The organism is Mesorhizobium norvegicum (genome assembly GCF_004919685.1).
Taxonomy (GTDB): Bacteria; Pseudomonadota; Alphaproteobacteria; order Rhizobiales; family Rhizobiaceae; genus Mesorhizobium; species Mesorhizobium norvegicum.
In genome coordinates, this window is sequence record NZ_SMYZ01000036.1 from 1 (window position 1) to 12,757 (window position 12,757).

At 60.4% G+C, this 12,757-nt stretch carries 7 protein-coding genes and 1 tRNA gene; 4 read left to right on the forward strand and 4 right to left on the reverse strand.

Annotated elements, in window-relative coordinates; all coding sequences use genetic code 11:
- Nucleotides 1–324 precede the first annotated feature (324 nt).
- Nucleotides 325–1,242 (forward strand): DUF1003 domain-containing protein, encoded by a 918-nt coding sequence (locus tag FCU66_RS13875; RefSeq protein WP_136616556.1) that lies wholly within the window; start codon nt 325–327, stop codon nt 1,240–1,242.
- 49 nt (nt 1,243–1,291) lie between these two features.
- Here FCU66_RS13875 and FCU66_RS13880 read toward each other — a convergent pair whose 3' ends face one another.
- The 3 genes from FCU66_RS13880 to FCU66_RS13890 are packed head-to-tail and all read right to left on the reverse strand — an operon-like array spanning nt 1,292 to nt 7,993.
- The gene (locus FCU66_RS13880; protein WP_136616555.1) at nt 1,292–4,720 is read right to left on the reverse strand and encodes a type I restriction endonuclease subunit R; all 3,429 of its coding nucleotides are present in this window, start codon (nt 4,718–4,720) and stop codon (nt 1,292–1,294) included.
- Nucleotides 4,721–4,739: 19 nt separating this feature from the next.
- Nucleotides 4,740–5,891, reverse strand: coding sequence for a restriction endonuclease subunit S (locus FCU66_RS13885; RefSeq protein ID WP_136616554.1), 1,152 nt, complete (start codon nt 5,889–5,891; stop codon nt 4,740–4,742).
- Nucleotides 5,888–7,993, reverse strand: coding sequence for a type I restriction-modification system subunit M (locus tag FCU66_RS13890; protein ID WP_246093891.1), 2,106 nt, complete (start codon nt 7,991–7,993; stop codon nt 5,888–5,890). Before FCU66_RS13890 ends, FCU66_RS13885 begins: the two co-directional genes overlap by 4 nt.
- 298 nt (nt 7,994–8,291) lie before the next feature.
- Here FCU66_RS13890 and FCU66_RS13895 point away from each other — a divergent pair.
- Nucleotides 8,292–8,368, forward strand: a tRNA-Arg gene (locus FCU66_RS13895).
- A 6-nt stretch (nt 8,369–8,374) separates the two neighbouring features.
- On the opposite strand, the gene FCU66_RS13900 is transcribed toward FCU66_RS13895, so the two are convergent.
- Entirely contained in the window at nt 8,375–9,487 is a 1,113-nt protein-coding gene (locus tag FCU66_RS13900; protein WP_168991753.1) for a LacI family DNA-binding transcriptional regulator, read from the reverse strand.
- A 583-nt stretch (nt 9,488–10,070) separates the two neighbouring features.
- On the opposite strand from FCU66_RS13900, the gene FCU66_RS13910 reads away from it, so the two are divergent.
- Entirely contained in the window at nt 10,071–11,033 is a 963-nt protein-coding gene (locus FCU66_RS13910) for a sugar-binding protein (protein WP_136616553.1), read from the forward strand.
- A gap of 173 nt (nt 11,034–11,206) precedes the next feature.
- Nucleotides 11,207–12,751, forward strand: a complete 1,545-nt coding sequence (locus tag FCU66_RS13915; RefSeq protein ID WP_136616566.1) for a sugar ABC transporter ATP-binding protein — start codon at nt 11,207–11,209, stop codon at nt 12,749–12,751.
- Nucleotides 12,752–12,757: the final 6 nt, after the last annotated feature.

Consider the following 12,757-nt stretch of genomic DNA (forward strand, 5'->3'; position numbering starts at 1 on the left):
GGTGCTGTCCCGCCAGCGTCCCGCAGGTTCTGCACCGCAAGCGACAGGTTATGGCATGGATCCTCGGGTCTACGCGTCCGCTTCGCTTCCGCTCCGCCCATGGATGACGAAATTGGAGAGGCTTCGGCCAATCTCGAATGCCTCTAATGGCCCACCGCCCTTGAGCTTGCGAAGGGTAAGCCGCCGCCAGCAAGCATCGCGCCACATCGCCTCTCCGATCGATCAAAACCACTTGTCCAGCCTGCGAAATCCGTGCCCGGCGCTGGCCATGCGCCGTCACCTCTGTCTATCGTCCTTCGCAGCACCACCGCAGGAGCCCGCACCATGAGCACCGTCCCGAAAACACCCGAGCAGGCGGCAGAGAACGACAATGGCGGCGAATATTTCGAGGCGCCGATCATCGGTGAGCACGAAGCCGATCCGGGTTCGGACGAGCAACTCGAAACACCTGATGTGCCGGACTCGGAGCCATCCGCCCCGGGCGCATCGCGCGGCAAGCCGAAGAAAAAACCGTCGGCGATATCGGGCCGCAAATTCCGCAAGCGCGATCTGGTGCGCATCGACACGCTGCGCCCGAGCCTCGCCGACCGCATCCACGCCGATCATCCGGACCTGCCGACCGGCGCCCGCATCAGCCGCGCCGAGCTCGGCCGCTACCGCATGCGCTACATGGAGGAGCTTCTCCAGCAGGAGCACGGCGAATTCTCCGAGCTCGACCGCCAGGTGGTCGAATCGATCGCCAGGCAAGACACCATTTCCGAAAACTCGGAGGAGGAGTTCGAGGAGCACCGCACCTTCGCCGACCGCGTCTCCGACAACATGGCGGCCTTCGGCGGCAGCTGGTGGTTCCTGATCTCGTTCGGCAGCGTGCTGCTGGTGTGGATCGGCATCAACCTGATCGCCGGCATGAGCAGCGCCTTCGATCCCTACCCCTTCATCCTGCTCAACCTACTGCTCTCCTGCATCGCCGCCATCCAGGCGCCGATCATCATGATGAGCCAGAGGCGGCAGGAGTCCAAGGACCGCCTGCGCTCCTTCAACGACTACCGCGTCAACCTCAAGGCCGAGCTCGAAGTGCGCCATCTGCACGAAAAACTCGACTACCTCATCTCGCGCCAATGGACGCGCCTGGCCGAAATGCAGCAGATGCAGCTGGATGCCATGCACGAACTGGCGGGTGCGAAGAAGCCGAAGCGGGCGCCGAGGCGGAGGCGGACGGTGAAGGGTGGGGTGGAGCAGTGAGCTGGGCACGTCGCGGGGTTGATCACATTGATGGCCGCCAATCGACGGTCTACAACGCCGCCCCTGCAAAGCCGCCACTCATGGCTTGCTGCCAAACGTGCGCATAGACATGATCGGCTACCAATTTCTTTTCCTCAGACGTGAAAGGCGGTGAGGGTAGCTTGATGAAAATCTCGTCGAGGATGAAGGTTTCCACTTCTGCCTTGGTCTGTTCTTTCTCCCAGAATCGATCAAGTTCCGACAGGCGTGCCCTGATCGACGCAAGCATGTCCCGGCTCGCCTGCTTAACGCGTTCGCGATCCGCCTTGCTGAGGTCATCTCGCTTCAGGAGGTCGAACATTGCCAGTTCATCGTCGGAGAGGTTTTCTCGCGCAGCCCGCGCCTGTTCCTCGTCGAGACTGTTGACCAGTTCGACTAGCCGCCGAAATGTTTCCTCGATCGTTGCGCGATCCTTCTCACGGTTGTACGCCGCAACAATCTCCTCGTACTTGATCTGAAAATCCATTCGCATCGGATTGCGCGCCAGCATCTCGGCGAGTTTTCGCTCGACAATGTCGCGGATATCCTGAAGTGTCGTGGCCTTGCGCCTAACCTTCGTCGCGAATTCATTACGCAGCCGGTCAAGGTCGATCCGGCTGAGATCGAAGGTAAGTCCTTCGGCTTGATCGTCACCGACGGTTTGCGTGCGGATGGCTTCGTTGATGATCCGGTGCAGTTCCTTGAGCAGTTCTGTCACATCAGCCGTGTCGCGCCGCTCGGTCAGTTTCTTGTAGATCGCTTCGATGTTGTCATGCCTTTCGGCAAATGCCCAAGCGCTCGGTTCAACCAGCAGCGCCTTGAACCGGATGAAGACCTGCCGCGCCATGATTTCGAAGCGCCGCTTGGCTTCGTCGCTCGAATAGACGGCTTCAACCGCATCGGCGAGCCCCTTGATCCGCGCGAACCCCTTCGCCCCAACCAGTGTAGCGGGATCGTAGCCGAGCACGCGCAAATGCGCCTCAGTCGCCTCGACGGCCTCGATGAGGGCCTGCACCCGCTCTTCGATGGGTGCGATGATTTCCTCGCCGCCTGTTCCGTCATCGCCAAGCGCATATTGCGCCAAGGCCGCGCGGAGGCTTGCCAGCATGCCGTTATAGTCGACGATCAGGCCGAAATCCTTGCCTGGATAAACGCGGTTCGCGCGCGCGATGGCTTGCATCAGCGTGTGTGCTTTCATCGGCTTGTCGATGTAGAGCGTCGAGAGGCACTCAACATCGAAACCCGTCAGCCACATGGCGCAAACGATCGCTACGCGAAATGGGTGCTTTGGATTCTTGAAGGCGGTCTCGACGTCGACCCGCTCGCCGTTTTCGGTTTCGAAGCCCTTTTTCATCAGGGCGCGATGCGGGATGATGTTGAATCCCCATTTCTTGAAATCGGCGACTTCGTTCTGTGCCTCACTGATGATGATCTCGATGATAGTCTCGTCGAGCCAATTTGCTTTCTTTTTGAGCTTGTCGATCTCACCATTTATGACTTCGCGGGCGGCTTCATCGGCAATCGTGGCGGCTTCGGCCTTCCTGGCTTCGATTACAGCGCGCACTTCTGTCGCCTTCGCCCGCCAGCGCGGCATGATCCGCTGGTACATCCGAGCGCAAGTGATCTTGTCGATACAGACGAAAAGCGATTTTCCGGCTTCCCACCGCGTGGAGCAGTGCTCGACGAAATCCGCTGCGATCTTGTCAAGCCGCTCGTCGGCGGTGATGACTTCATAGTCCTTGCCAAGCAGTTTATCGAGTAAGGCCGCCTGATCCGGGTCGAGTTCGGCCTCCTCGATTTTCGCCGCGATCCGGTCGTTCAGATCGGCGCGCGCCACGCCGAGCTTTTCACCCCGGTTCTCGTAGATGAGCTTGACGGTCGCGCCGTCTTCCTCGGATCGTTTGAAATTGTACTGCGAGACATAGCCGCCGAAGATACGTTTGGTGATTTCATCCTGCCTGAACAGCGGCGTTCCTGTGAAGCCGATGAACGCAGCGTTCGGCAACGCGAGGCGCATGTTGCGCGCGAGTCTTCCCGCTTGCGTCCGGTGCGCCTCGTCAGAAATAACAATGATGTCGTCGCGCTCGCTGTAGGGTTTCTTGGGGTCCACATCTTGGTTGAACTTGTGGATCAGGCTGAAGATGTAGCGGTGATTTTCCTTCAGCAGCTTTTCGAGGTCTGCGCCCGAAGATGCGCGTGGCGTGTCCTTCTCGACCACGTCGCAGCCCACAAAGGTCTTGTAAATCTGGCTGTCCAGATCATTGCGATCTGTCATCAGCAGGAAGGTGAAATTGCCCTCGATCTTACGGCGCACTTTCTCGGCGAAGAAAGCCATGGAATAGCTCTTGCCGCTGCCTTGCGTATGCCAGAAGACACCGAGCCGCCCGAGGTTCGGGTGGGCCCGTTCGACAATGTCGATCGGGCCTTCCGGAATAAAGGGGGATTGCGGCGCTTCCGCCATCCCAGCCAAGTCCAGGGCGCGCGCCCGGTCTTCAGTTGATCGCCTCTCGAGCGGCAGTTCCACAATGCGGTGCTGAAGCCGCCTTTCGGGCGGAAACTCGCGTTTCAGTTCCTCCTGATACGCAACCGATGCCACGGCGAGATTGACGCCAAGCACCTGATGGTTGCGCGCCACTACCTTGCGCGTTGCGCCCGCCTTGCTTTCGTCGAACAGGATGAAGTTCTCAACGATGTCGAGCAGCCTGTCATGCGCCAGCATACCGTTCAGCAAAACCTCGGCCTCGACGTCGCCCTTGTCGCCTTCGTCAAGGCGTTTCCATTCGGCGAAATGATCCCACTCGCTGGTGATCGAGCCGTAGCGGGCGCGGTGTCCGTTGCTCACGATCAGGAAGGCGTTATGGTGGAAGGCATGGGCGATGACATTCTCGTCCATATAGTCGCGCAGATTGCCGTCGAACCCGGCGCGGATATTCTTGTAGACCGCCTTCAATTCGATGAAGACCAGTGGCAGGCCGTTTACAAAGCAGACGAGATCAGCACGGCGGTTGTAGTTTGGGGTGCGCAGTCCGGTGAGTTTCAGTTCGCGCACGGCGAGGAAGCGGTTCGAGCCGGGCGCATTGTCGAAATCGATCACGCGGGCGCGCGCGTCGTGCCGATGTCCGGTCGCATCGCGCCAAGACACAGGCAAGCCGTTGCGGATCAGGCGGGCGAAATCCTGATTGTGTTGCACCATCGACCGGCTAAAATCATGGACCGTAAGCACCCGGAGAGCATCATCGATGACGGATGGCGGCAGATTGGGGTTGAGGCGTTGAAGCGCCGCTCGCAGATCGCGGACAAGCACCGCCTCGCTGGTGTTGGTGCGGCCCAAGGTGCCGCCCGGCCCGAAGGTCTCATCGTTGAAGGCATAGACGGTTTCCCAGCCGAGCTTTTCCTTCAGATGCGCGGCGAATGTCGCCTGCACAAGCCGGTCCTCGCTGTTGATGGGCGTCAGGGCCATTGTTCGGCAAGCCTCGATATCATACGGCGATCTCGCCGTTCATCACTCGAGGTAGGAGAAGGTCGCGGGCCTCGATCAAATGACGGTTCTGCTGAAACAACACATCCCACTGCGCATGCATCGGCTCCACATAGTCGATGAATTGGCGCCGGACTGCGGCCAGCGGTACAACAATTTTCAGACCTTCCAGAACTGAGGTCTCTAGCTTCTTCGTTCCGTGCGATGCTTCGGTAGCTCGCTGGCGAATATCTTCCTTCTGATCAAAGAGAGCATGAAAGAGGAACAACCCTTCCACGCCACGATCAGGCTCCAGAGCCTTGATGTCCTGATTGAAGCACACGCGCTTTGAGACTATACCGACTCGAAACTCCTTGGCGAGTGACATTCCTCTTACAACAGCAAGAATCGTATCTCTCTCTGCGTAACGGCTACCGGCAGCAACCGCATCATTGGTCACACTATATTGTGATGTGCACACGCGCATTGTCGTTAGTTCGCCAGAACTGATCCAGGGCACATCACCCTGCCAGTACTCCTCTTTTGCCTTGCTGGGGGTACCGCCGGACCGGAATGATACGCAGTCATCCAATCGGCAAACTTCCCACCCCTCAGGGATCCCATTGATGATTTCTACGTGTTCGTAGCCAGGGAAGCGAAAGTGGACAAACCATTCGCGGAAGAGCATCCGCGCAGCCTCCTCCAATAACTCAATTCGCCGCCGGTTGTTCTCGATCAGGTCATCGTAGGTCGAAAGCACCGAAGCGACCCTCGCTTGAGTGAGGAGGCCGGGCGCATTAATTTCGACCGAATAGAAATCCTCCCTACTAGTGGAAGGAATTGCACCACCAGAATTCATTCTGTTGATATCGAGCAGGCAGAGACGATAGTAGAACCATTTCAGATTTAGCCGACCCTCGTCAATCGTTGTGAAGAATGCCGTGTCGATAGTCCAAGAAGGAGTCTCAGAAAAGTGGACGCCACGATACGCACCCTTCCTGCCAATAACCAAAGTCGAGTGATCCGTTAGGGCTTCTTTTGTCCACCCTATTGGCCCATTTGTTCCAAAAACGCGCACGCAGTTGTCGTCAGACGCAAGATTTTGATACTCACGCAGACTTTTCCCGTAGTGAAGCTTACAAACTTCGCCCAGCCTCACTTTTGATGAATTCATGCACCCAACTCCTCGAAATTCCGGGCGATGCGCGCCGCTAGTTCCCCGGCCTCTTCGTCCAGCCCCTTCAGTTCGACGTGGATAGCGCGTAGCACCTCCTGGAAGTCGAGATTCTCGTCGTGCTCCTCTGGCGCGACACCAACATAACGGCCCGGCGTGAGGCTCGAGTCATGGGCCTTGATTGCGGTGCGATCGACGCATTTCACGAGCCCTTCGACATCGCGCAACGCCGCATCCGGGAAGCGCTCCTGCAACCAGTCGGCCTGCTTCACGAAATAGCGCGCCAGCCGCAGCGACTCGACAGCCGCCGCCCGCGCCTCATCCAGCACCTTGCGTGCCCGGTTTACCCCGGCATTGTTCCAGGCGATCGCATCCCGTGCCGAAAGCTCCTTCACGGCTACGTCAATCACCCGGCCTGACAGTTTCACCGCGAGGTCAATCTGATTTGCCAAATCCCGGCAGCGATCCGCCAGTGGGTGCAGCGCCACCCGTTCAGCGTTCAGCCCAGTATTGTCGCGCATCGCTGCCGGCCACGCCTTGGCGCTTGCCGCCGCCTGCTTGCCAAAGGCTTCAATATCCGCCGTCAAGGTTGCCTGCGCACTGGTGAACTCATCCCATGGCTCGGCAAGTGGATCATCCTTGCGCTTCGCCTTGGCGTAGGGCTCCATGAGATCGACAAGTTTTCCGAGCCTCTCCTCATAGCCATCAAGTGGCTTTTGCGCTTTCGCGCCAAGCTCCACCGCTTGCGTGAGATAGCTGTCCACAAGCTTCAGGAAGCGGTCCTGCTGACCGCGATAGAGCCAGACAATAGCGGCGATGTTCTTCTGTTGCTCCGGGCTGAAATCGCAAACTGAGCGCGATACCTTGCGGAAGATCTGTCGCGCGTCGAGCATCAGCACATGGTCCCGCCGCACTGCGTCCTTCTCCTTCGCCCTATCGAAGAACCAGAGCTGGCACGGCACCGCGCGCGTGTAGAAGAAGTTGCCGCGAATATCTATCATCACATCGACAGCGCCGGTTTCGACGAGCTTCTGGCGGACCGTCGCTTCGTCGCGGCCCGCGCTCGATGCTTGTGAGGACATCACCACGCCTGCGCGACCCTTCTCGCTCAGGTAGCTGTAGAAATAGGACATCCAGAGATAATTGGCGTTTGAGACCTTCTTGCCCTTGTTCACACCCGGCAGGCCGAAAGGCAGGCGCTTGTCACCCTTCACCTTCTCGGCGTCCACCTCATCCACGTTGAATGGTGGATTGGCCATCACGAAGTCGCACTTGCCGACGAGTTCGTGCGGATCCTTGTAATAGGTGATCGCTTCGTTTCCAGCCCGGATGGTGCCTTGCAGGCCGTGAATAGCGAGGTTGATCTGCGCGAGCTTGGCGGTCGTCTCGTTCTTCTCGTGGCCATAGAAGGTGACACGCTTCATCGTGTCCAGGCCCTCGTCCTCGATGAAGTGACTGGACTGCACGAACATTCCGCCCGAACCACAGGCCGGATCAAAGACAATGCCGTGATCGGGCTCGATCACATTGACGATGGTTTGCACGATCGATGGCGGCGTGAAGAACTCGCCGCCGTCATGTGCGCCCTGCTTAGAAAACTCCGCGAGAAAGTACTCGTAGATGCGGCCGAACACGTCGCCGGATGCTGTGCGCAAGCCGTCCGAATCGAACATGCGCATCATTTCTTCGAGAACGCTGCCCTCGAATCGCCCGTAGTCCTTCGGCAATTGGCCCGCTAGCGGCGGAAAGGCAATTTCGATCGCCTCCATCGCCGAAGTCAGAGCCGCGCCGAGATTGCCGTCCTTCGGGCTTTTTAGGATCACGTCGAACCGCGCGCTTTCCGGCAGGTTCAACGCGCGGCGGCGTGTGAAGTCGGCCTCCACAAGCACGCGATCCGGCATCTTGCCCGCCTTCTTGTCGGCCTCAATCGCGGTCTTTGCTTCATAGAAGCGGTTCGTGGCGTGGCGCAGAAATATCAGGCCCATGATGGGCATGAAATACTCATTCGAAGCCAGATTGGAGTTTGCCCGCAAATTGTCGGCAATCTTCCAAAGACCGGATTCGAATTTCTCCAGCCCGTTGAAGTGATCTGCAATCATCATGTGTGCCTTGTCTGCCAAATCGTGTTCGAATGGAACTTGTCTGAATGCCGAATCGTTTTGGCAATAGGGCACGCTGCGACTTTTAGAGAATGCATCGGATGTTCCGAGGGCGCCGGCGCGTGAGAGGCACGTGAATATTCCACTACCACGATGCGGCGTATCCGGCAGGGCCCTAACTTGTGCCACCGTCTTCGCGTTGTCGCCAATTGCCCGTTGAAGCCCGCCCCGGCTTCCGCTAAGAAAGCCGTGGCTAGCCGGTTCACCGGCTGGTTCGTTTTCTGGATCGCCGGTCCCGAAAGCACCCGTAGCTCAGCTGGATAGAGCGCTGCCCTCCGAAGGCAGAGGTCACAGGTTCGAATCCTGTCGGGTGCGCCAACTGCCTCAATTTGCGTTAGCCTTCACCCCCCGCACACTCTCCCGTTCCACCAGCGGGCACTCCAGCTTCGTAATCGGATACCGCCCCCGTCCAGGCGCCGCCGGCGCTTCCAGCTGTTCGATCGCCCATTGGCCCATCGCCATGTGCGGCAGGATCGAGGTCGTCAGCGGCGGGAAGAGGTGGCGGGCGATTTCCTCGTCGTCGTAGCCGACGACGGAAATGTCTTGCGGGATGTGCAGGCCGGCTTCCTTCAGCGCTTCGTAGCAGCCGATCGCGGTGCGGTCGTTCTGGCAGAAGATGGCGGTCGGGCGGTCCTTCAGCGCCAAGAGCTTGACGGTGGCGGCATAGCCGGCGCTGGCCGACCAGTCGCCCTCGACCACCAGTTCGGGATCGAACGGGATGTCGGCGGTGGCGAGCGCGCGGCGGTAGCCTTTCAGCCGGTCTTGTGCGGCCTGCATCCACGGCTCGCCGGTGATGGTGGCGATGCGGCGGTGGCCGTGGCTGATCAGATGGCGGGTCGAGCTCTGGCCGCCGGCGATTTCGCTCGGCACCACGGCCGGGAAGGCGTAGTCCGCCGTGTAGCAGTTGAGCAGGATCACCGGGATGTCGAGGCCGTAGAGATAGTCGGGCGCTGATATCTCGCGGGTGAAGATGGTCATGTAGATGAGCGCCGAAATGCCCCGCTTGGTGAGTGCGGCGATGGCGCGCGGCTCCATGACGGAATCGCCCAGCGTCTGCGCCACCAAAAGCACGTTGCCGGCATTCCACGAGGCCTGGCGCGCGCCCTCGATGGCGACGACGGCTTCCGGGCTGGTGGCGAGCTGGTCGACGGCGAAGCCGATCACCCCGTCCAAGCCTTCGAAGGCGGGCAATGGCGGATGAAGTGCCGAGAAGGCGGGCGGCGCATAGCCAAGGGTCCGCGCGGCCTCGATCACCCGGTCGCGGGTCTGCTGCGACAGCCTGATGCCGGGCGAATTGTTGAGCACGAAGGAAACGGTCGCCTGCGAGCAGCCGGCGGCTCGGGCGATATCGGTCATGGTGACGCGACCCCTGGCGCTCTTCGCCGGCGCCTTGCGGCGCCTCACCGTGTCGATGGCCGGATCCTTCGTCTCGCTCATGTCACTCCCCAATCCCCGACCTGTCTAGCGGCGACCTGTCAGGCCGGCAAGATGGCGTGACGCCGTCTGGTTATAGCGATCGTCACGCGCATTTATATCTATTAGTACCTTCAAGGTCTATCCATCCTGCATCTCCACGCAGCCCGAAGCTCAAACAGCATAAGGCATAGGCGTTGGCGCAGCCGAGGCAACGGCTCGCCGGCAGAAGCGCCGTGATACCGCAACCATGTTCCTCGACATGGCCTCGAAACTAATACTGTTTACTAATACAAAAATGCGCTGTACCGTCAATCCGTCGCGTCCGGCCAGTGGGTCCGGGAGCGGCGGGAGTGTACGCAAACGGCCCGATGGCGAGCGGATACCACCTCCGCAAGCCTTGTCTCAGATATGTGATATGTCAGACAAATCGGACTATTTACGAACGAAGAATGAGTCTCTAAGGTCCATGATCGTGGCTGGACCGGCGCCATTCTTTCGGTGCCGGGAACCCCTTTGAGGAGGAGGGCGTCCAAGCTGCAAACGGCAAAATCAGGTCAGTGCAAGATCGGTCAGTCTGACGACTGAACCAAACGGGAGGTTGAACATGAAATCCTTGATACGAAATGCATCCGTAGCCGCGACCGCGCTGTTGCTCGGCCTGTCGGCCACGGCAATCGCGCGCGCCGACGACAAGCCGACGCTGGCCTTCGTCGTCAACGGCGCTTCCGATTTCTGGAAGGCCGCCGAAGCCGGCGTCAAGAAGGCGCAAGGCGAACTGCCCGACTACACGCTCGAGCTCAAATATCCCGAGCAGTCCTCGGTCGCCATCCAGCAGCGGCTGATGGACGATCTGGTGACGGCCGGCGTGAAGGGCATCATGGTCTCGGCGGTCGATCCGAAGACCTCGACCGATGGCCTCAACAAGATCGCTTCGGAAACGGCGCTGTTCACCACCGATAGCGACGCCCCGCAGACCAAGCGCGTCGCCTATATCGGCTCGTCCAACGTCGATGCCGGCAAGCAGGCGGCCGAGATCGCCAAGAAGGCGATGCCCAATGGCGGAAAATGCCTCGGCTTCGTCGGCCTGCTCGGCGCCGACAATGCCAAGGAGCGTATCCAGGGTATGAAGGACGGTCTGGCCGGCACCAAGATCGAGCTGATCGACGTGCGCGGCGACGACATCGACCAGGCGCGCGCCAAGAAGAATGTCGAGGACGCGCTGGTCGCCAGCCCCGACGTCACCTGCATGGTCGGCTTCTACTCCTACAACACGCCGCGCATCTATGAAGCGCTGCGCGATGCCGGCAAGCTCGGCTCGATCACCGTCGTCGGCTTCGATGACGATCCGATCACGCTGGGCGGCGTCAAGGAAGGCACCGTTGCCGCCACCGTCGTGCAGCAGCCCTTCGAATGGGCCTATCAGGGCATGAAGCTGATGGCTGCCTATCTCAAGGGCGACAAGTCGGGCATCCCGGAAGGCGGCCTGATCATCATCCCGACCAAGATCATCGGCAAGGATGACGTCGACGCCTATGCCGCCAACCTGAAGGCGATGTCCGGAAACTAAGACATAATGCAGTTCAGCCGGCTCAACATCGCTTGGGCCGGCTGCTCGCATTGACGAACCGCGCGAGGATCGTCAGTCTGAAGATGGACCACAAGCATGATCCCGAAAAGTGGGAACCGGTTTTCGGAGAAGATCATGCTCAGATGTTGGCCCGCCGGCTGCTGTCAGGCATGATGAATTATTCCGACACATCCATCGTTGCGTCCACCTCCACCCCGTTTCTCAGCCTCGAGAACGTGCGCAAGACCTATCCGGGCGTCGTCGCGCTCGATGGCTTCTCCATGGAGGTCAGGCCCGGCGAGGTCATCGGCCTCGTCGGCGAGAACGGCGCCGGCAAATCGACCTTGATGAAGATCCTCGGCGGCGTCACCACGCCGGACAGCGGCACGATCACGGTCGACGGCACCGCCCACAAGGGGCTGACCGTAGAAGGCAGCCTGGGTTCGGGCATTGCCTTCGTCCACCAGGAACTCAATCTGTTCGACAATCTCGATGTCGCCGCCAACATCTTCTTTGGCCGCGAGCCCTTGCGCGCCGGGCCGTTCAAGCTCGTCGACCGCGCCAAACTGCGCACCATGGTGGCGCCGCTGCTGAAGCGCGTCGGCGCCAATTTTTCCGCCGACACGCAGGTCGCGACCCTGTCGCTGGCGCAGCAGCAGATGGTCGAGATCGCCAAGGCGCTGTCGATCGAGGCGCGGCTGGTCATCCTCGACGAGCCGACATCGAGCCTGCCGCTCGCCGAGACCGACAAATTGCTCGACGTCATCAAGGCGCTGAAGGCGGACGGCATCAGCGTCATCTTCATTTCGCACCGCCTGCACGAGGTCGAGCGCGTCGCCGACCGCGTCGTCGTGCTGCGCGACGGCATGCTGGCCGGCACGCTGGGCAAGCACGACATCGGCCACGACCAGATGGTCAAGCTGATGATCGGCCGCATGCTGAAGGAGCGCGAAAAAGCCTCCGAGGCCGCGCGTGCGCCTGGCGCCACGGCGCTTTCGGCCAAGGCCATCCGCACCCCGGCCTATCCCGGCCGGCCGGTCGATCTCGACGTCAGGCGCGGCGAAATCCTTGGCCTCGCCGGCCTTGTCGGTTCCGGCCGCACCGAACTGGCGCGAGTGTTCTTCGGCATCGACTCAAGCCTTGGCGGCGGGCTCGAGCTCGACGGCAAGCCGCTTGTCCTCGGCTCGGCGGCGGATGCCGTCGCGCATGGCATCTTCCTCGTGCCGGAGGACCGCAAGCTGACCGGCATCCTGCTCGACCTGTCGATCGCCCAGAACATTTCCCTGCCCAATCTGCCGGCGCACGCAAAGCGCTCGTTGGTTTCGGCCAGTGCCGAGACCGCCACCGCCGAGAAGCAAAAGAAAGCTCTCGGCATCAAGGCGCCTTCGGTGCAGACGCGCACCGGCACGCTGTCGGGCGGCAACCAGCAGAAGGTCGTGCTTGGCAAATGGCTGGCCATGAATCCGAAAGTGATGATCCTCGACGAGCCGACGCGCGGCATCGACATCGGCGCCAAGGCTGAGATCTACGGGCTGATGCGCGCTCTGGCCGATGCCGGCGTCGCCGTGCTGATGATCTCCTCCGACATGGAAGAGGTGATCGGCGTGTCCGACCGCATCGCCGTCATGCATGAGGGCCAGATCTCGGGCATTCTCGACAAGGACCGGTTCAGCCAGGAAAACGTGCTGCTGCTGGCGGTGGGCAAGCAGCCGAAATAGTTTTTT